Origin of the sequence: Nocardia asiatica NBRC 100129 (genome assembly GCF_000308415.1) — a bacterium.
Classification (GTDB): domain Bacteria; phylum Actinomycetota; class Actinomycetes; order Mycobacteriales; family Mycobacteriaceae; genus Nocardia; species Nocardia asiatica.
In genome coordinates, this window is the sequence record NZ_BAFS01000087.1 from 1 (window position 1) to 20884 (window position 20884).

Sequence of the window (20884 nt, forward strand, 5' to 3'; positions counted from 1 at the left end):
GCGCAAACTCATCGGACCCGCGGTGTCGCCGCAAGAGGTCGGCCCGGTGGACGTCGTGTTGCTGTCGCACGACGAACACCCCGACAACCTGGACAACTCCGGCCGGGAATTCCTGCGGACCGTGCCGACCGTGCTGTCCACTCCCGGTGCGGCGACCCGCATCGAGGGAGTGCGCGGACTGGAGAACTGGGAGACCGTGACGGTGCACGGGGTGCAGGTCACCGGTGTGCCCGCCCTGCACGGTCCCGAGGGCTGCGAACCCATCACCGGGGTCGTGACCGGGTTCGTGTTGCGGGCCGAGGGGGAGCCCACGGTGTACGTCTCGGGCGACAATGCCTCCGTCGACGTCGTGCGGCGCATCATCGAGCGGATCGGCCGGATCGACGTCGCCGTGCTCAACGTGGGCGCCGCGAACGTCGGCCGCTTCATCGAGGCCGACGTCACGTTGAACGCGCGCACCGCCGTGCAGGCCGCCGAAGCGCTCGGCGACGCGGTGATCGTGGCGGTGCACGGCGAAGGCTGGGCCCACTTCAGCGAGACGCTCGACTATCTGAGCCAGGAGTTCCGTTACGCCGGTCGCGCCGACCAACTGCGCATACCTCCCTTGGGGCGCGCGGCCACCGTGTGAGATCGGCGTGCCCAACTGGGCAACGTGCCGAGAAACCGGCGTCCGGGCGGGGGCCGGGGTGGTCGGCGTGCGCGACCGGCGCGTCGCTCGTGGCGCGGGCACGGTGGCGGGTCCACGATGGCGGTATGAGGATCGGAGTACCACGGGAGGTCAAGGAGCAGGAATTCCGGGTGGCCCTGACTCCGGCCGGCGCCGGGGAACTGGCCGGGCACGGGCACGACGTGCTGGTGCAGGCGGGCGCGGGCATCGGATCGGGATTCCCCGATGCCGACTTCGCCGCGGCGGGGGCGCGTCTGGTCCCGGACGCCGACCGAGTGTGGCGGGAAGCCGAGCTGGTGCTGAAGGTCAAGGAACCGATCGCGCAGGAGTATCCGCGACTGCGTAGCGGGCAGGTGCTGTTCACCTTCCTGCACTTGGCCGCCTCGCGCGAATGCACCGACGCCGTGCTGCGCTCGGGGATCACCGCCATCGCCTACGAGATGGTCCGCGCCGCCGACGGCTCCCTGCCGCTGCTGGCCCCGATGAGCGAGATCGCGGGCAAACTCGGCGTCCAGGTCGGCGCGTATCACCTGATGGCGCCGCTGGGTGGCGCGGGACTGCTGCCCGGCGGCGTCCCCGGCGTGCGCCCGGCGGAGGTGGTGGTGCTCGGCGGTGGCGTCGCCGGCTCGAACGCCGCAGCGGTCGCGGTGGGCATGGGCGCGCGCGTCAGCGTGCTCGACACCAACCTGCACCGGTTGCGCGAACTCGACGCCCGCTTCGACGGGCGGGTCACCACCGTCGCGTCGAACACCGCGGAGATCCGGCGCGCGGTGCTCTCGGCCGACCTGGTGATCGGCGCGGTGCTGGTCCCGGGTGCGCGCGCGCCGAGACTGGTCACCGACGACCTCGTCGCGGGCATGCGTCCCGGCGCGGTGCTAGTGGACATCTCCATCGACCAGGGCGGCTGCTTCGCCTCCGCGCACCCGACGACGCACGCCGACCCCACCTTCCGGGTGGCGGACGCGCTGTTCTATTGCGTCGCCAACATGCCGGGGGCGGTGCCGCACACCTCCACGATCGCGCTGACCAACGCCACCCTGCCCTACGTGCGCGCGATCGCCGACCTCGGCTGGAAGGAGGCGTGCGCCACGCATCCCGATCTGGCGCACGGGCTCACCGCGGACGCCGGACGGCTGCTGTCGGCGGAAGTTGCCGCCGCGCACGGATATTCGCGGCCGCTCGGCGTCGCGGGCTGACTACTCCCGCTCGTCGCGGCCCTCGCCCAGATACCAGTCGGGCTCGCCGCCGGTGGGCAGGTCGTGCAGCTTGTCCGGGTTGCGGACCACGTCGATGGCCACGATGCGGCCGTCGTCGACGGTGAAGGAGAAGACGCCCGCGTGGCTGCCGTCGAAGACCACCAGCCCGGGCTGGCCGTTGACCAGCACCGCGCGACCCCAGGCGCCCGCGGCGGACGGCGCGTGGTACCAGCCGAGCAGTAGTTTGGCCACGAGTTCGGCGCCGTGCACGGGCTGCCGGATCGCGGGCACCTTGCCGCCGCCGTCGGCGGTGAGGCTCACGTTCGAGTCCAGGACGCCGAGCAGCGCGCTGAGATCGCCGGAGCGCCAGGCCAGCGCGAAGGCCGAGACGACTTTCTTCTGCTCGTCGGGCGAGGCCGGGAACCGCGGGGTGCCGCTCTCGACGTGCTTGCGCGCCCGGGAGGCGAGCTGACGGACGGCGGCGGGCGTGCGACCGACCACTTCGGCGACCTCCGGCCCGCTCATGCCGAAGACGTCCTGGAGCACGAACGCGGTGCGCTCGGCCGGTGACAGTGACTCGAGCACGACCAGCAGCGCGGTGGTGACCCGCTCGTCCTGGGTGATCCGGTCGGCGGGGTCGTCCCAGGTGGTGACCTCCGGCTCGGGCAGCCATTCGCCCACGTACTGTTCGCGGCGTACGCGCGCGGAACCGAGGTGGTCGAGGGCGAGCCGGCCGGTCACGGTGGACAGCCAGGCGCGCAGGTTGTCGATCTCGCCGGCCGCGCCCGCCTCGTGCTGGCGCTGCAACCGCAACCACGCCTCCTGCACCACGTCGTCGGCGTCGCTGAGACTGCCCAAGGTGCTGTAGGCGAGCCTGCGCAGATACGGCCGGTGCTCCTCGAACTGCCGGGCCAACTCGGCTTGGTCGAGGGGCTCGCGGGAAGGCTGCTGGGAGGTCACTTCTGTTCGCCCGTTCGTCGTTCGGCCCCCGCCGGGGCGAGTCTATGGTGCGTCACCAGGTCGACGACGCAGGGGAACAGAGTGTGACACGGGTTCGAGCGGTGAGGCGTGTGCGCGAGGCCGCTCGCCCCACCCGATAGCCTCGCCGGGTGCAGAAGGGAACCTCCACCGCGATAGGGCTGCTGCTCGGATTCGCGCTCGACCGGGCGTTCGGCGATCCGCGACGATGGCATCCGGTGGCCGGATTCGGCTCCGCGGTCGCGGCTCTGGAATCGGTGACCTACGCCGACCGGCGCGCCGCCGGGCTGGTGCACGAGGCGCTGGCCGTCGGCGCCGTGGCCGGTCTGGGCATGGCCGTGCGGCGCGGCGGGGTGGTGTCGACCGCGGTGGCGACCTGGACCGTCCTGGGTGGACGCAGCTTGGCCCGGACCGGTCACGCGATGGCCGACCGGTTGGCCGACGGCGACCTCGCCGGTGCTCGCGCGCTGCTGCCCGCGCTGTGCGGTCGCGATCCACAGTCGCTCGACGCCGACGGACTCGCCCGCGCCGCCCTGGAATCCGTCGCCGAGAACACCTCCGACGCGGCAGTTGCGCCGGTGGTCTGGGGCGCCGTGGCGGGCGTACCGGGTCTGCTCGGCTATCGCGCGGTCAACACGCTCGACGCGATGATCGGCTACCGCAACGAGCGTTACCGGCGTTTCGGCTGGGCCGCCGCGCGGGTGGACGACGTGGCCAATCTGATTCCGGCGCGCCTCACCGGTTTGCTCACCGCCGCACTCGCGCCCACGATCGGCGGACGGCCCGCGGCGGCTCTCGGCGCTTGGCGACGGGACGCCGCCGAGCATCCCAGCCCCAATGCAGGAGTCGTCGAAGCGGCGATGGCCGGTGCGCTGGGCGTTCGACTCGGCGGCCGCACACAGTATCCGCACGGCGTGGAACTGCGGCCCGTCCTCGGCGACGGCCCGGCTCCTACCGTGCACGACCTGCGCCGCGCGGTCCGCCTCTCCGAGGCCGTGCAACTCGCCGCCACCCTGCTGGCCGCCGCTGTCGCCGCGACCAAGCGCTGAGGTATCGCGCGGCCCATGATCTCCGGGCGCTCGCACGCCCGGCCGGATTACGAGCGAGAGCGGTCCGCAGCCACGAAGCCGCACGGGAGCAGCCGTGGCAGGGGCCGGGCTGCGGCCTCGTCGCTGCGAGGGGGAGGTCAGCTGCGGCCGAGGTCGCAGGGTGGCGGCGGCCTGTGTGCCGGATCAGCTGTGACCGCCGCGCCGCGGGCCGGGCCGGGGTCAGCCGCGACCGCGGCCGTAGCGGTCGGCCAGGCGAGCTTCGGTGGTCGGTGCGGCGGGCGGGGATGGCGTGGCCGCCGGGGTGGGCTCGGACTCGGTCGGCGCGGGAGGTGGCGTTGTGGCGCCGGGTTGCGCGGCGGCGGCTTTTTCCTTCCTTCGTTCCCGGATCTCGGCGTAGACGAAGTAGCCGAGGCCCAGCGGCGCCATGATGCCGAAGGCGAGCCACTGGAGGCCGTAGGACAGGTAGGGGCCCGCGTCGAGCCGGGGCAGAGGAGTGGGGGTGAACGCGCCCGGTTGGTTCTCGCTGAGCTGCAGGTAGCCGCCCCGGTCGCCGGTCGGCAGGGAGGTCAGCGGCTGGTTGAGGACCGCCGACTCCTGGGTGGTGTCGATGGAGTACACCTGGCGGTAGCCGTCCTGGACGCTCGGGTCCTTGCCGGGCGCGACGCCTTCGGACATCCGGACGCGGGCCTCGATGCGCTGCGGCCCGGCGGGTGGCTCGGGGATCCGCGGCGGGCGCGTGCCGTCGACCGCCGCCACCAGCCCGCGGTCCACCAGCAGCACCCGGCCGTCGTCCAACCGGAAGGCGGCCAGCACCGCGTACCCCGGAGCGCCGTCGAGGTGGCGCAGCCGGACCAGCACCGTCGAGTCCGGGACGTAACTACCGGAGGCAATGACGCGCCGCCACTCGGTGGGCGTGCCGCCGGCCGCTTCGGCGAGCACGGTGGTGACGTCGACGGCCTCGGCCCGCACCGAGTCGGCGATCAGTTCGTTGCGATGCGAGGTGGCCGTGTTCTTGCCGAGCTGCCAGGGCGCGAGCACGGTGAAACACAGGTAGGCGAAGGCTGCGACCAGCACCGCCAGGATCAGCCAGCTGGGGCGCAGCAGGAAGGCGAGTCTGCGCATCACGATCGCTCGTCGGCGAGTAGGCGCGGATCGGGCGGTTCGGCGGCAGCCAGTTCGGCGCGCACCCAGTCGAGCAGGCCGGGCACGGCGGCCTCGATCTGAGCGCGCACGAGTTCGAAGTCGGCGGCGTCGCCGTAGTAGGGGTCGGCCACGTCCTGGCCGTCGGCGTCGGGGTCGAAGGCGCGCAGCAGACGCAGCCGCTCGACCGGGACGCCCAGTCGGGCCAGGTCGCGCTGGTGCGAGCGGTCCAAGGCGATCACCAGGTCCGCTTCGCTGTGCTCGGCGCCGAACACGGCGGCGATGTGCCCGGTGGGGTACCCGTACTTGCGCAGGGTCGCGCTGGTGCGCGGGTCGGCGTCGGCGCCGACGTGCCACGATCCGGTGCCCGCGCTGCTGACCCGTACCCGATTGGCCAGTCCGGCCCGGTACAGGTGCGACGCGAAGATCTTTTCCGCCATCGGAGAGCGGCAGATGTTGCCGGTACAGACGAATGAGACGTGCAGCTGACCCACGCCTGCCATTCTGGCCGGTCCTGCCACGGGAGCGCCACGTAGGGTGTGGTCTCGTGGCCGAGCACACCGTCGATCGCGCGAAACTGCGCCACCACGGCGACGTGGACGCGCGTCCGGGCATGCTCGATTTCGCGGTGAACGTCCAAGGGATCGCGCCGCCGGAGTGGCTGCGGCGGCGTCTGGCCGCTCGGCTGACGGATCTGGGCCGCTATCCGAGCGCCGCGGACGCCGAAGCCGCCCGCCGTGCGGTCGCGACCCGGCACGGCCGCGCGCCGGGTGAGGTGTTGCTGCTGGCGGGCGCCGCGGAAGGATTCGCGATGCTGCCGCGCCTCGCGCCGCGATCGGCCGCGGTGCTGCACCCGTCGTTCACCGAGCCCGAACTGGCGCTGCGGGAAGCCGGCGTCCCCGTGACGAGGGTGCTGCTGGAGCCGCCCTACCGGCTCGACCCCGCCGCCGTGCCCGCCGACGCCGACCTGGTGGTGCTCGGGAACCCCACCAACCCGACCTCGGTGCTGCACCCGGCCGACGCCATCCGCGCCTTGCGCAGGCCCGGCCGCCTCATCGTGGTCGACGAAGCCTTCGCCGACGCGGTGGCGGGCGAACCGGAATCCCTCGCCGCCGACACCGCGCCCGACCTGCTCGTGCTGCGCAGCCTCACCAAGACCTGGGCGCTGGCCGGGTTGCGCTGCGGCTACTTCCTGGGAGCGCCCGAGGTTCTCGCCCGGCTCGACCACGGGCGGCCGCACTGGCCCCTGGGCACCCTGCAGTTGGAGGCGATCACCGCCACCGCCGGCCCGGCGGCCGTCGCCGAGGCCGGACGCCGCGCCGAGACGCTCGCCGCGCGGCGCTCCGCGATGATCGAGCGACTGAGCGGCGTCGGCGTCGAGGTCCACACCCCGGCGGAAGGCCCGTTCCTGCTGCTGCGCGTGGCGGACGGCGAATTGCTGCGCAAGCATCTGGCCGTCGAGGGCATCGCGGTCCGTCGCGCGGACACCTTCCCCGGTCTGGGCCCGGATCATCTGCGCGTCGCGGTCCGTGCCGCCGAGGAGGTCGATCGGCTGGTCGCCGCGATCCGGTCGGTGGACGCACGGTGAGCGCACCCTCGGGCCGCCTGCCGCGGTGGTGTATCCGATGCCGTGCGCTCGGGCGGTGGGCGAATCCTCGAACCCGCACCGGTCCGGGAACGAACTCGGTGCGGCAGTGCGGCAGCGACGTGAAGAAAGGTGGACGATGACCACGCTCGCGGATCTCATCGGGGCGCTCGACGCGGCCTACCCGCCCGCGCTGGCCGAGTCGTGGGACTCGGTCGGCCTGGTCTGCGGTGACCCCGACGAGGAGCTGACCAGGGTGCTGTTCGCGGTCGACGCGACCGCGGCGGTGGTGGACGAGGCGATCGACTGGCGCGCGCAGGCCCTGGTCGTGCACCACCCGCTGCTGCTGCGCGGCGTCGACACCGTCGCGGCGAGCACGCCGAAAGGCGCGCTGCTGCACCGGTTGATCCGTTCCGGCTGCGCGCTGTTCACCGCGCACACCAACGCCGATTCCGCCGCGCCCGGCGTCTCCGACGCGCTCGCCGCGGCCCTCGGTCTCACGGTGACCGGTCCGCTGGACGCCAAACCCGAGTCCGCCGTGGACAACTGGGTGGTCCAGGTACCTCGCACGCACACCGATGCCGTGCTGGCCGCGCTTTTCGCCGCGGGCGCGGGCGGGAGCGGGGCCTATTGCGACTGTGCGCTGCGGGTACCCGCGACGGGGCAATTCCGTCCGGTGGAAGGCGCGACTCCGGCGGAAGGCTCGCTGGGCGAACTCCGGCAGGTGGAAGAGGACCGGGTGGAGGTGATCGCCCCGCCGGCGGTGCGCTCGGCCGTGCTCGCCGCGCTGCGCGCCGCCCATCCCTACGAGGAACCGGCGTACCACATCAGCGAACGCGCCCAGTTGCCGTCGTCGCTCGGCATCGGCCGGGTGGGCACGCTGCCGGAACCGGAATCGTTGCGCGCGTTCACCGATCGCGTGGCTCGCGCTCTGCCGCACACCGCCTGGGGCGTCCGCGCCGCCGGGGACCCGGATCGCAGTGTCTACACCGTCGCGGTGTGCGGGGGAGCGGGCGACTCCTACTTGAACAAGGCGACCAAGCTCGGCGTCGACGTGTACGTCACCTCCGATCTGCGCCACCATCCGGTCGACGAGCACCTGCGCGCGGGCGGTCCCGCGCTGGTCGACGCCGCGCACTGGGCGACCGAATTCCCTTGGTGCGCGCAGGCGGAAGCGCTGGTCCGAAACGCCCTGCCCGGCTTGGAGACCAGGGTGTCCACGTTGCGCACCGACCCGTGGACGGTGCGCGCGTCCAGCTGAGGGCGGCGGGTCCGCGGCCGATGCCGTTGTCCCCGCGCCGAACTGGCGACGGCGTGTCGGGGCGTGTCCGCGTCGCGCCGGAACGTGATGGGCGTTTCGGGTGAATCGTGTAGTTCGCGCGGGGTACAACTACCGCATGAACTTCCCGGTTGATTTCGGGCTCGTGCAGATCGGGCTGATCCTGCTGCTGGTCGTCGGTGTGGCGCTGATCGTCTCCGGCCTGATCGCCGCGCGCCGGTCCGGGATGCGGCCGCTGCTCGCGCGCGGGACGGGCGGACTCGCGTTGTTGCTGGTGGCGGCGGTGTTGCTGTGGATCGCGACGCTGCTGCAGACGTATCTCGGACTGACCGGCGAGATCAAGGCGGCCCATGTGGTGGCCAAGCCGGTGCCGGGCCAGGAACACCAGCTCGACGTCGATCTCACCCTGTACGGCGACGACGACCACCCCGAACAGCGCGCGACCTACCGGGTCGAGGGCGACATGTGGGTGCTGCAATCGGGCATCGTCGAGCTGGAACCGTGGGTGAACGCCCTGGGCTTCCACTCCGGCTACCGGATCAGCCGCCTGTACGGCCAGCGCCTCGACGGCGTCGCGACCACGCAGAACCAGATCTTCCTCAACGACGGCGACCGCGACTTCTTCGCCGACATGCGCGAGGGCCGCTGGTGGACCCAGCCGTTCGTGCGCTCCGCCTACGGCAACGCGGTGATCGCTGTCCCCGGGGAATACGACGTCTACATCTCCCGGGACGCCATCAAAACCCGTCCCGTCGGCGGCTGACGCGGGTCCGCCGGTTCCGGCGGGGTACGGTTGAACACCAGTCCCGTCCACCCCGTCCAGGAGTTTGTCCGCGTTGAATGTCGAACCCACGATCCAGGCCGAGCTGCTGCGGCTGGCCTCCGTCGACGCCGAGCTGACTCGGATCGCGCACCGGCGCACCGTGCTGCCCGAGCAGCAGGAGGTGGCCCGGCTGGAGGCCGAGCGCAACGCGCACAAAGACGCCGCGGTGGCGGTGGAGATCGTGCTGGACGACCTCGATCGCGACATCCGCAAGCTGGAGGGCGAGGTCGAGGCGGTGCGCAAGCGCGAGGATCGCGACAAGAGCATGCTCACCGCGGGAACGGTGAACGCGAAACAGCTTTCGGAGATCCAGCACGAGCTGGGCAGTCTGGAGCGCCGCCGCTCGGTCCTGGAGGACGAACTGCTCGAGGTGATGGAGCGGCGTGAGGCCTCCGCCGCCGACCACGAGCACGCGGGCGCCCGCTTGAGCAAGACCGAGGACGAACTCGCGGCCGCGCAGCGGCAGCGCGACGAGGCGCTGGCGGATCTGGACGTGGCGCAGACCCGCTGCGACGACGATCGCGCCCTCGTGGTGGCGAAACTGCCCGGCGAACTGCTCGCCATCTATGACCGCCAGCGGCAGCAACACGGCGTGGGCGCCGCGCTGTTGCAGGCTCGTCGCTGCGGCGCGTGCCGCATCGAGCTCGATCGCGGTGAGATCGCGCGCATCGCCAAGACCGCGCCGGACGTGGTGGTGCGCTGTCCCGAGTGCGGCGCGATCCTGGTCCGGACCAAGGAATCGGGGCTGTGAACTCGCCGCGACCGGGCGCCGGGGAAGCCCGGCGATGAGCTTTCCCGAAGTGATCGTCGAAGCCGACGGCGGCTCTCGGGGCAATCCCGGTCCGGCCGGATACGGAGCGGTGGTCTACGACGCCGACCACGTCCGGGTGCTCGCCGAGCGCCGGGAGTTCCTCGGCGTCGCGACCAACAACGTCGCCGAATATCGCGGACTGATCGCCGGATTGGAGGCGGCCGCGGAGCTGGGCGCCGAGTCGGTCGTGGCGCGGATGGATTCCAAGCTGGTCGTCGAGCAGATGTCCGGTCGCTGGAAGATCAAGCACGCGGCCCTGATCCCGCTGGCCGACCGCGCCCGCAGGCTCGCCGACGGGTTCGCACGGGTGACCTACACCTGGATTCCCCGCGCGGAAAACGCCGCCGCCGACCGCTTGGCGAACGAGGCCATGGACGAGGGCGCGGGGCAGGGCCGGGCCGCCGCGGACACGCGGTCGGCCGAGGCCGCCGATCCGGCCCTCGCGGTGACCGAGCGCGCTCTGCCGAGCTGGATCGATGAGGTCAGGGACGCCGCCGCGCAGCCGAAGCCCGCGCAGTACAGCCCGGGCTGGACCGGCGCCGTCGGTCGTCCCACCCGGCTGCTGCTGCTTCGTCACGGGCAGACCGAGTTGTCGGTGCAGCGCCGCTATTCCGGCCGCGGTAATCCGCCGCTCACCTCACTGGGCCGGGAGCAGGCCGCTCGCGCCGCGAAGATGCTCGCCGCCAAGGGCGACATCGCCGCCGTGGTCAGCTCTCCGCTCGGCCGGGCCAGGGAGACCGCCGAGGCGGCGGCCGCCGCTCTCGGGGTTCCGGTCGAGGTCGACGACGGGTTGATCGAGACCGACTTCGGCGAGTGGGAGGGGCTGACCTTTTCGGAGGCCGCGCAGCGCGACACCGGCCTGCACGCGCGCTGGATCGGTGACCCCACCGTCGCCGCGCCCGGCGGGGAAAGCTTCGCGGAGGTCGAGCGGCGGGTGGACGCGGTGCGGCGCGACCTGGTCGAGCGGTATCCGGGCGCGAACCTGGTGGTGGTCAGTCATGTCACCCCGATCAAGACGCTGCTGCGGCTGGCCCTAGATGTCGGTCCCGCGCTGCTGTACCGGTTGCATCTGGATCTGGCGTCGCTATCGATAGCGGAGTTCTATCCCGACGGCGGGTCGTCGGTGCGTCTGGTGAACGACACGTCCTACCTCTGAGCGCGCCTCCGGGCCGGTATCGAGGGCGAACGGTGTGCGCGGATCGCGAATTATGCCCCATTGCAACACATTTGCGTTTCACATTCGCGCGATGCGGTGAATCTCACTTCAACTCTGCCTTGCGCGCCCAGTAGCGGTAGGCTTCCGGACGGTCAGGCACAGGCGTCCTACCGGCCTGCCTGGTCGGGGTCGGCGCACGTCCTCGGTCAGTGCTGTTCGCGGGACGATGACGCGCGGGCAGCGGCGCCCGCAGGCCGCGTCGTCGGAAGCGCTTGTGCCGTCGAGTGGTCCGATGAGAGTGCAGGTTCGATGAGCAGTCCGATCAAGGTTGTCGTTCTCGGGGCGGGGATCGGAGGGCTCACTACCGCGGCCGCCCTGCGGCATGCGGGTTTCGGCGTCGAACTATACGAAGCCGGTCCGGAGCTGCGGGCTCAGGGCTTCGGACTTTCGGTGCAGGCCAACGGAATCAACGCGTTGCGCACCCTCGGCCTCGGCATCGAAGAGCAATTACTCGAACGCGGCGGCCGGGTCGAGACCTTCCGGTTCTGCAACCCCGACGGCAGCCCGATCCGGGTGCTTCCGGTGCACCGCCTCGACGCCCAGCTCGGCGCCCCCGCCGTGGCGCTGCACCGCACCGACCTGCACGACGTGCTGCTGCGCGCGATCGGCGACACACCGACTTTCGTCGGCGCGCAAGCCACTCGTTTCGTGGACGACGGCGAGCACGTGCGCGTCGAGTTCGCCGACGGCCGGATCGCCGAAGGCGATCTGCTCGTCGCCGCCGACGGCATCCACTCGGTGGTGCGCGCCCAACTGCACGGTCGCGCCGAGCCGCGACCTGGCGATTTCGTGTGCTGGCTGGCCTGTATCCCGTTCGAGCATCCCAATGTCGCGCGCGGATTGTCGGCGCACTTCTGGGGCACCGGAATGCGTTTCGGCATCCACGACATCGGCCACGGCCGGGTGTACTGGTGGGGCACCAAGACGCTGCCCGCCGAGGAGGCCGCGAATTGGCAGGGCGGTAAAGAGGACCTGCTGCGCCTGTACGCCGACTGGGCCCCGGAGGTGCGCGCCTGTATCGAGCAGACCGACGAATCGGCGATCCTGGCCGTGCCCGCGCAGGACCGCCCGCCGCTCGCGCAGTGGGGCCGCGGCCGGGTGACGCTGCTCGGCGACGCGGCGCACCCGATGCTGCCCAGCCTCGGCCAGGGCGCCAACGCGGCCATCGAGGACGCGGTGGTGCTGGCGAGTGTGCTGCGCAACAGCCTGGATCCGGTCGCGGGCCTGCGCCGTTACGAGAAGTTGCGCGCCGACCGCACCGCCATGTTCGTCAACGGGTCGGCCTCGCTGGCCAAGATCGAGCAGACCACCGACCCACGACTGGTACGGGTGCGCGACACCTATTTCCGGCACGCGCCCACCGAATTCTTCCTGCGCGAACTCGGCAAGCCGATGTCCTTCCCACCGCCGGACGGTCCGACCGCCCGGCTGCCGCGCCCGCTGTCCCCGGTCGAGCGCTGGCATTGGATCGCCGATCAGCTCGCGCCGCTGCACATCCTGTCGCGGGTGCGTGTGCGCGGACACGTCGAGGTCGAGCAGATCCGCGCGGGTTTGGACGAGGTGCAGCGCCGGCATCCACTGCTGCGGGTCGCGGTCGCCGCCGAACCGGACGGCACCGCACCGCGTTTCGTACCGGTCCAGGCGCCGATTCCGCTGCGCGTGATCGAATCCGAGGACAGCACGAACTGGCTGGCCGAAGCCGACGAGGTGGAGTTGCGCGAGCCGTTCGACTGGCGCACCGGCCCGCTGGCCCGAGCGGTGCTGATCAAGGAGACCGACGGCACGAACGAACTGATCATCACGCTGCACTACGCCATCGCCGATGGAGAGAGCGCGCTGTCGGTGGCCAAGCAGGTGCTCCAAGTGGCCGCCGGGGAAGCGGGCGACTTCGCGCCCGCGCCGGTTCGGCCGGGGCCGGAGGAGCTGTTCCCGCCGCGTTTCCAAGGCGCGGGCGGCGCGCTGCGCACCGCGGGTTCGTTCCTGCGCGACCAGAAGTCGCAGCTGCGCAAGCCGCGCAGGCTGGAGCCCACCTCGCTGGCGCCGCCCGCGCGGCGGCGCAGCCGGGTCGTGCACCGCAGCCTCGACGCCGATCGGCTCGACGCGCTCACGGCGGGGTGCGCCCGTCACGGCGTCGGCCTGCAGGCGGCGCTGTCGGCGGCGCTGCTGATCGCGGCGGCCAGGGAAGCGGGCACCGAGAAGGCCACCTGGTACACCGTCGGCAGCTCGGTCAATTTCCGTGACCATCTCGACGGCGCCGCCGCCGACACCGAGGTCGGCACCTACCAGGGCATGATCGCCACCCCGGCGAAGTACGCGCCGTGGGCTTCGCTGTGGGAGATCGCCGCCGAGATCGAGCGCGAGTACGGCGCGCGGATGGATCGGCGCGATCACCTGTCCGCGCTGAACCTGCTGAAGGTGGCCGCGCCGAAATCGGTGGCCGCCAGCGCGTCCACGGTAAAACTCATGGATACCCGCGGTCCGGGCCATCTCTGCATGACCTACCTGGGCAGCTACCCGTTCCCGGACAAGCTCGGCTCGTGGCAGCTGGAGGGCGCGCAGTTCGTCTCCGGCATGTCCGTCAGCGGTTTCATCATGGCCACCGCCAACGCGACGCACAACGAGCTGTCCTTCAACATCGGCTACGTCGAGCCCGCGGTCTCGCGCGAGCGAGCCGATCGTCTGGCCGACGAAAGCGTGTGCGCGCTGCTGTCGGCTTGCTGACCGGCCCGCATACACCGCGATACAACAGCAGAGTCGCGGCATCGGCAGAGCCGATGCCGTGATTCGCGATATCGATAACTGGATAAGTGTGGTAGCAGCTTTGCGTGTCAGCGATCAGGGTGGGCTTGGTTAGATCCGCGCACGGCCGGTGCCGCGACTGTCGCGATAGGAGTGACTGTGACATCCGAACCGAGTGCTACTTCCGAAAGACCTCCCGAGGCCTGGCCGGTCAGCGCGTATCAGCGAGACGTGTTGTCGGTCGCCTACCGGTACGCCCCGTCGCCGGTCACCAGGAACGCCTACTGCGCGTTCCTGGACGAGCCTTTCGACATGGCCAGGTTGCGGGCGGTGGTGCGGAGGGCGCTGCTCGGTGACGACGCCCTGCGGCTGCGGTTCGAATTCTCCGAAGGCCGCTTCTGGCAGTGGGTGTCCGACGAGCTACCGGAGGTCGAACTGGTCGATCTCAGCTGGGCCTCCGACCCCGCCGCGGCGCGGCGGGACTGGGTGAACCGGGCCAATGTGACGCCGTCCCCGCCGCGGCAGCCGTTCCGGATCGCCGCGCTGGTCGACGGCCCCGACCACTTCCATCTCTACGTGGCGATGCACCACGCGATGATCGACGGCTGGGGCGTGAACGCGCTGTGGAGCGCGCTGGTGGACAACTACAGCCGCACGGACCTGCCGCTGGAGGCGCTCGCCGAACCCGACCCGGCGACCGAGCAGACCGACCGCAGCGCGGCCACCTACCGCAAGATCGCCGCCGAGCACGAGGAATACCTCTCCTCGCCGCAGTGGGTGGCGGATCGGGACGCGCTGGTGCGCCGTTTCGAAGGCGTGCTCCCCGCGCTGTTCTCCGGCCGTGCGAGCACTCCGAACGTCAACCGGGGACGCAGGCGCGTGGTCGTGGAACCCGCCTTCCTCGACCGGATCCGGGCCACCGGCTTCTCCGTCTTCGCGTTCACCGTCTCGGCGCTGGCCGCGTACCTGACCACCATCCACCGCTCCGAGGAGGTGGTGGTCGGGGTCCCGATGCTCAACCGGCACAGCGCGGAGACCTTCCGCACCTCCGGTCACCGGACGAACGTGGTGCCCCTGCGCATCCGGGTGGACCCGGCCCAGCCGCTGTCGGCGGTCGCGACCGAGGTGGCCGCGCAGATCCGCGAACTCAAGCGCTACGAGCGTTTCCCGTACGGTGACCTGGCCCGTGCGCTCAGCAGTGATCCCACGGCGCCGCCACTGTTCGACGTGGCGTACTCCTACATCAAGATGCCGCCCTCGGATCACCTGGACAAGATCCTCGGCACCCTCGACATCGTGAATCCGGGCACGGTGCTCGAGGCGCTGAACATCCTCGGTGTCGAGCACGCCCGCGACGGTTCGCTGAATCTCCAGCTCTACTACGACCGGGACGTCTTCGACGCGAACTTCCCGTTCGAATCGGTCGTGCGCGGCATCGGCGCGCTGCTGGTCGCGGCGCTGGACCGGCCCACAGCGCCGATCTCGGCGTTGCCGCTGATGTCCGCGCGGGAACTGGCCGCCATCGCGGCGTTCGAATGCGGTCCGCGAGAAGAGTTCCCCTACACCACGATCGACCGGCTGTTCGCCGAGGCATCCGCCGCGCATCCGGAACGAGTCGCGATCGAACCGGTCGCCGGTTCGGGGGAGCGGCCGCTGCGCTACGGCGAACTGTCGGCGCTGGCCGACGGCTTCGCCGCCGAACTGCGCGCGCTGGGCGCGACCGGCAACGAATGCGTCCCGGTGGTGCTGCACCGCTCGACGGAGATGCTGATCGCGATCTTCGGCGTGCTGCGCGCGGGCTGCGCGTACGTGCCGCTGGACCCGGATTTCCCGGCCGCCCGCATCGAGACCGTGCTCGCCGACTGCGGAGCGCGTTTCGTCGCGGCCGGGCCGCGACATCGAGCCGTCTTCGACAAATTGGGCGTCACCCGGATCACGGTGGCCGACATCCGGGCGGCCCGAGGTGTCGAGAACGTCTCGCACCCGGCGGATCTCAGCTATCTCATCTACACCTCCGGCTCCACGGGCGTGCCCAAAGGCGTGATGATCGAGCACCGATCGGTGGTGAACCGCCTGACCTGGATGCAACGGCGCTACCCGCTGCACGCCACGGACGTGATCCTGCAAAAGACACCGGTCACCTTCGACGTGTCGGTGTGGGAACTGTTCTGGTGGGCGATCACCGGCGCCCGGGTGGCGCTGCTGGAACCGGGCGGGGAGCGCGATCCGCGCCGCATCGCCGAGGCGATCGCCGCGCACGGCGTCACCGTGCTGCATTTCGTGCCGTCCATGCTGGCCGCCTTCGTCGACGAGCTGGCGGCCGATCCGGCGACGGTCGCGCGGATCGCCTGCGTGCGGCGGGTGTTCTGCAGCGGCGAGGCGCTACCACCGGCGCTGGTGCGCCGGTTCCACGCGGTCTTCACCGCGGCCGGGGCCACAGCGCCGCAGCTGGTGAATCTCTACGGCCCGACCGAGGCCACCGTGGACGTGTCCTATTTCGACTGCCCGGCCGGCGACTCGCTCGACGTGGTGCCGATCGGCCGCCCCATCGACAACATCGATCTGCTCGTGCTCGACGACACCGGCCGCCGCGTGCCGGTCGGTGTGCCGGGGGAACTGAACATCGCGGGCGTGGGCGTGGCGCGTGGCTACCGAGGCAGGCCCGAGCTGACCGCCGCGGCGTTCGTGGACGATCGCGCGGTGCCAGGACGCCGCCGGTACCGCACCGGCGACCTGGCGCGGTGGCTACCGGACGGGAACCTCGAGTACCTCGGCCGCTTCGACGACCAGGTGAAGATCCGCGGCAACCGGGTCACGCTGGGCGAGGTGCACAACGCCATGCTCGGCTGCGCCGGGGTGCGTGCGGCGGCCGTGGTGGACGAGGTCTCCGAGGCGCACGGCGTGCAACTGGTCGGCTACTTCGTCGGGGCGGACGTCTCCGGCGAGGAGATCGCCGAGCGGCTCGCGGCCACGCTGCCCCGCTACATGGTGCCGTCCCGGCTGATCCGGGTGGACCGGATCCCGCTGACCCGCAACGGGAAGCTGGATCGCCGCGCGCTCGCCGCGCAACTCGTCCTCGGCCACGGCGCCGAGCCGGTCACGGGCGGCGGCGAGCCGCGCACCGACGTCGAGATCCGGCTCGCGCGGGTCTGGCGCACGGTGCTGGGCGTCGAGTCGATCGGCGTGCACGACAACTTCTTCACCCACGGCGGCGATTCCATCCTCGCGCTGGCCGTGCGCACCGCCGCCGAACGCGCCGGGCTCTACTTCGACGTGGACGCCTTCTACCAGGCCCCGACCATCGCCGAGCTGGCCCGTGTGGTGCGCGACAGCGGTCACGGCGATCGCGCGCACATCGGGACCGCCCTGGAGACGGTGCCGCTGATCGACCGCGCCGCCCTGCACCGGGTCGAGGACGCGTTCCCGGCCACGGCGCTGCAACTGGGCATGCTGTATCACAGCATCGAGCGCGCCGACTCGGTCACCTATAAGGACGCGTTCCGATATCGACTCGAAGTACCTTGGGACGCATCGCGATTCCGGGAGGCCGTGGATCGGCTGGTGCGCCGCCAGCCCGCGCTGCGCTCGTCGTTCGAGCTGAGCAGGTATTCCGTTCCGCTCCAGGTCGTGCACGTCGCGCCGCCCTACGAGCTGGAAATCGTCGACCTCGGCGAGATGGACGAGGCGGACGGCGAGGACCTGATCGAGATCTACCTCCAGGAGCGCACGCAGGCCCACTACGACATCTCGGTCGCCGCGCTGTTCGCCATGCGGGTGTTCGTCCGCCACGGTCCGCAGGACCCGGTCGCCACGGTCGACCTGGTACTGAGCTTCCATCACGCCATCCTGGACGGTTGGAGCGTCGCCACCTCGGTGCTGGAACTGCTGCTGGACTACCTGAATCACCTCGGCATGACCCGGACCCGGATCGAGGCCACGCCGCACCCGGCCACCGTGCTCGCCGAGTACGCGCGGGCCGAGCAGGGCGCCGCGCACGACACCGCGGCCCGCGCATACTGGCTGACCGCTCTAGCCGGGGCCGAACCGACCGCGCTCACCGCGCTCGGCGTGCACCAGCCGGTGGTCGCCGGTGTGCCGCGAGCGCGGGCGCTGGTGCCCCGCGGGCTGGCCGAACGGGTCTCGGCATTCGCCGCGCGCCACCAGGTCCCGGAGAAATCGGTCTACCTGGCCGCGCACTGCCTGGCGCTGCGGGCGCTCACCGGGCGCACGGACGTCACCACCGGCGTGGTGAGCCACGGTCGCCCGGACCGTGCGGGCGCCGAGCGGGTGGCGGGGTTGTTCCTCAACACGCTGCCGATCCGGTTGGACAGCACGGCGACCACCTGGCGGGCGGCGGTCGAGCAGATCGCGCGCCGGGAACGGGAGGCCTATCCGTTCCGCCGCTACCCGCTGCGCTCGATCCTCGCCGACGGCGGGCCGGTCTTCGAGACGGCGTTCAATTTCGTCAACTATCACGTCTTCCAGCCCATGCTGGTGCTGGACGGCGTGCGCCTGCTGGACTTCGACGCCCGCGAGGAGACCAACTTCCAGCTGCTGGTGACCGCGGCGACCGACCCGCGCGACGGACGGATGTGGCTGCGGGTCGACGGCGACCACACGCTGACCGCCGAGCAGTGCGAGACGGTGGCGCTCACGCAGCTGCGCATGCTGGCGGGCATCGTCGCCGACCCCGACACGGCGATCGACCGAGGCGTCGGCCCGGCCACCGCCCGTGACGTGGGCACGCTGGTGGCCGAGGCCGCCGCGCTCAACCCCGCCCGCGTCGCCCTGGCCGGTGACGAGGAAACGGTCACCTACGACGAGCTGATCGAACGCTCCGATCGGCTGGCCCGCCGCCTGGTCGGACTCGGGGTGTCGCCGGGGGACCGGGTCGGCATCCTGATGGGGCGTCGTCCGCAACTGGTGCTGCTGGTGCTCGCGCTGACCAGGATCGGGGCCGCCTGCGTTCCACTGGATGTGAGCTACCCGCGGGCCCGGCTGAACTCGATGATCGAGCGGGCCCGTCCGCACCGGGTGATCGCCGACGCCGCCTATCGCGACATCGTGGACGACGCCGCCTTGGTCCTGGACACCGCCGCCCTCTTCGACAACTCCCTGCCCGACGTGGACGTGGCCCTGCCCGAGTACATCTCGCCCGACGCGGTGGCCTATGTGCTGTTCACCTCCGGGTCGACCGGCGAGCCCAAGGGCGTCGCGATGCCGCACCGCGGCCTGACCTCCCTGGTGGACTGGCAGAACCGCGCGGCCACCGGTACCGGGCTGCTGAGCACGCTGCAATTGGCGCCGTTGAGTTTCGACGTGTCGTTCCAAGAGATCTTCACCACCCTCGCGGCCGGGTCCACCCTGCGGGTGAGCGCGGCCGACCTGCGCTCGAATGTCGAGCAACTGCTGAACACGGTGGTGGAGGAGGGCATCGAACGGCTGTTCCTGCCGTACGTGGCCTTGCAGGCGTTCGCTGAGGCCGCCGTGGCGCGGCGGATGTTCCCGACCGAACTGAAGGTCCTGATCTCCTCCGGTGAACAGCTGCGCATCACCGACGAGATCCGCGCGCTGTGCAAGGTGGTTCCGGGCCTGGTGCTGGAGAACCAGTACGGCCCCACCGAAACCCACGTCGCGACCAAGTTCACGCTGACCGGCCCGGCCGACGAGTTCCCCGCCCTGCCGCCCATCGGCCGCGCCGTCGACGGTGACACCGTGGAGCTGCTCGACAGCGCGCTGCGCCCGGTACCGGACGGCGTGATCGGCGAGATCTATCTCGGCGGCCGCAGCATCGCCCGCGGTTACGAGGGCAGGCCCGCGCTCACCGCACAGCGGTTCGTCGCCACGCACGCCGGCGGGATCCGCTACCGCACCGGTGACCTCGGTGTCCGGCTGTTCTCCGGCGACATCGTCTGCCTCGGCCGCAGCGACAGCCAGGTCAAGATCCGCGGCTTCCGGGTGGAGCCCGCGGAGGTGGAGCTGTGCATTCTCGGGTTGGTCGACCAGTTCCCCGGTATCACCGAGGCCGCCGTGGTGGCGCGCGGCTTCGGCGGTATCGACGGTTCGCTGATCGCGTTCCTGGTCGGAGCGGCCGAACAGACCGACCTCGCCGCGCTGCGGCACGCCCTGCGCTCGGTGCTGCCCGCGCACATGGTGCCGTCGCGGTTCGTCTGGCTCGACGAACTGCCCCGCACGCCCAGTGGCAAACGCGACGACGCCATGCTGCGCGCCTACGGGGAGGACGCCACGGATTCGGTGGCGGCGCGGCGGGAACCGGCCGACGAGTACGAGCGGTCGGCGGTCGGTCTGCTGGCCGAGTACGCGGGGTTGCGCGCGATCGGGGTGGACGACGACTTCTTCGCCGCGGGCGGCACCTCGATCGGTGCGATGCGCGTGGTGATGGCACTGTCGCGCCGGTGGGGAGTCGAGGTGCCGCTGGACGCGTTCATCGGCGCGCCCACCGCCGCCGGGCTCGCCACGCTGGTGCGGGCGGGCGAGGTCCAGCGCACGTTCGACCCGCTGGTGCCGATCAGCGTCGGCGGCGCCAAGCCACCGCTGTTCCTCGTGCACCCGATCGGCGGCAACGTGCTGTGCTACCTGGCTCTCGCGCGGCACCTGGACCCGGACCGCCCGGTGTACGGGTTGCAGGCGGCGGGCGCGGACGCGGGCAGCGCGCCGGAGAAGTCCATCCCCGCGATGACCGAGTCGTATCTGGAGGCGGTGCGGCGGGTGCATCCGGTCGGTCCGTATCACCTGGCGGGCTGGTCGTTCGGCGGCTACGTCGCCTTGGAGATGGCCCGCAGCCTCCCCGAGCACGAGGTGTCCAGCGTGACGCTGCTGGACACGATGGCGCTGCGCGAACGCACGCGGACGCCGATCCCGGAGGAGAAACTCATCCGGTGGTTCTTCCTCGAACTGTTGTGGTACGCGCGGGGAAGCCGGTCCGCGCTGGTCGATTTCGCGCCCGACTTGCACAATTCCGAGGAGTTGTTCGCGGCGATGCTGGAGGAGTCGGTGCGGTCGGGCATCCTGCCCGCCGACAGCTCGCCGCAGGCGATCCGGCGGCTCTACGAGGTGTTCTTCGCCAACTACTCCGCGATGCTGGACTACAAGCTCGAGCCGTACGAGTTCGACATCACGCTGCTGCGCGCCACCGAGGGACTGCCGCCGGGCGTCGACCTGGCGCACCAGACCGTCGGCAGCATGTTCGACAGCGCCGACAACGGCTGGAAACAGTACGCGGCGCGCCGGTTCACCGTGATCGACGTGCCGGGCGACCACTTGAACATGATGACCGAGCCCAACATCGGGGAACTGGGGCTGCGGCTGGACGAGGTGCTCTCGGCCGCCGACCCGGACCTGGACCGGGAGTGGGACGAATCCATGCTGGACGCCTGAGGT

At 71.4% G+C, this 20884-nt stretch carries 13 protein-coding genes; 10 read left to right on the forward strand and 3 right to left on the reverse strand.

Features of this window, described 5'->3' with window-relative positions; all coding sequences use genetic code 11:
* Positions 1–628 (forward strand): MBL fold metallo-hydrolase (locus ON27_RS08785; RefSeq protein ID WP_043722282.1); only part of this gene is annotated, 628 nt, incomplete at its 5' end.
* Between the two features lie 125 nt (positions 629–753).
* On the forward strand, positions 754–1863 hold the full coding sequence (gene ald / locus ON27_RS08790; RefSeq protein WP_043722285.1) for an alanine dehydrogenase: 1110 nt from the start codon (positions 754–756) through the stop codon (positions 1861–1863).
* Here the strand turns inward: ald and sigJ are convergent, their stop codons facing one another.
* Positions 1864–2823: an RNA polymerase sigma factor SigJ gene (gene sigJ, locus ON27_RS08795; RefSeq protein ID WP_043722289.1), complete on the reverse strand. Its 960-nt coding sequence runs from the start codon at positions 2821–2823 to the stop codon at positions 1864–1866.
* Between the two features lie 149 nt (positions 2824–2972).
* On the opposite strand from sigJ, the gene ON27_RS08800 reads away from it, so the two are divergent.
* Positions 2973–3890: a cobalamin biosynthesis protein gene (locus ON27_RS08800; protein WP_043722291.1), complete on the forward strand. Its 918-nt coding sequence runs from the start codon at positions 2973–2975 to the stop codon at positions 3888–3890.
* Positions 3891–4109: 219 nt separating this feature from the next.
* Here ON27_RS08800 and ON27_RS08805 read toward each other — a convergent pair whose 3' ends face one another.
* Together ON27_RS08805 and ON27_RS08810 are read right to left on the reverse strand one after the other, a co-directional pair.
* Positions 4110–5012 (reverse strand): SURF1 family cytochrome oxidase biogenesis protein, encoded by a 903-nt coding sequence (locus ON27_RS08805; protein ID WP_043722294.1) that lies wholly within the window; start codon positions 5010–5012, stop codon positions 4110–4112.
* The gene (locus ON27_RS08810) at positions 5012–5533 is read right to left on the reverse strand and encodes a low molecular weight protein-tyrosine-phosphatase (RefSeq protein WP_051046365.1); all 522 of its coding nucleotides are present in this window, start codon (positions 5531–5533) and stop codon (positions 5012–5014) included. Before ON27_RS08810 ends, ON27_RS08805 begins: the two co-directional genes overlap by 1 nt.
* A gap of 44 nt (positions 5534–5577) precedes the next feature.
* Between ON27_RS08810 and cobC the strand changes: the two genes are divergently transcribed.
* The 7 genes from cobC (at position 5578) to ON27_RS08845 (ending at position 20881) form a co-directional block, all read left to right on the forward strand.
* Positions 5578–6618: an Rv2231c family histidinol phosphate aminotransferase CobC gene (gene cobC, locus ON27_RS08815; RefSeq protein ID WP_043722297.1), complete on the forward strand. Its 1041-nt coding sequence runs from the start codon at positions 5578–5580 to the stop codon at positions 6616–6618.
* A gap of 136 nt (positions 6619–6754) precedes the next feature.
* Positions 6755–7876 (forward strand): Nif3-like dinuclear metal center hexameric protein, encoded by a 1122-nt coding sequence (locus ON27_RS08820; protein ID WP_043722360.1) that lies wholly within the window; start codon positions 6755–6757, stop codon positions 7874–7876.
* A 136-nt stretch (positions 7877–8012) separates the two neighbouring features.
* The gene (locus ON27_RS08825) at positions 8013–8657 is read left to right on the forward strand and encodes a hypothetical protein (RefSeq protein ID WP_043722300.1); all 645 of its coding nucleotides are present in this window, start codon (positions 8013–8015) and stop codon (positions 8655–8657) included.
* 73 nt (positions 8658–8730) lie between these two features.
* Positions 8731–9468 (forward strand): zinc ribbon domain-containing protein, encoded by a 738-nt coding sequence (locus ON27_RS08830; RefSeq protein WP_043722361.1) that lies wholly within the window; start codon positions 8731–8733, stop codon positions 9466–9468.
* Between the two features lie 34 nt (positions 9469–9502).
* Positions 9503–10684, forward strand: a complete 1182-nt coding sequence (locus tag ON27_RS08835; RefSeq protein WP_043722301.1) for a bifunctional RNase H/acid phosphatase — start codon at positions 9503–9505, stop codon at positions 10682–10684.
* Between the two features lie 309 nt (positions 10685–10993).
* Complete coding sequence (locus ON27_RS08840; protein WP_043722303.1) at positions 10994–13465, forward strand: FAD-dependent monooxygenase; 2472 nt, start codon at positions 10994–10996, stop codon at positions 13463–13465.
* 177 nt (positions 13466–13642) lie between these two features.
* Positions 13643–20881 (forward strand): non-ribosomal peptide synthetase, encoded by a 7239-nt coding sequence (locus ON27_RS08845; protein WP_063711292.1) that lies wholly within the window; start codon positions 13643–13645, stop codon positions 20879–20881.
* The last annotated feature ends 3 nt before the right edge of the window (positions 20882–20884 follow it).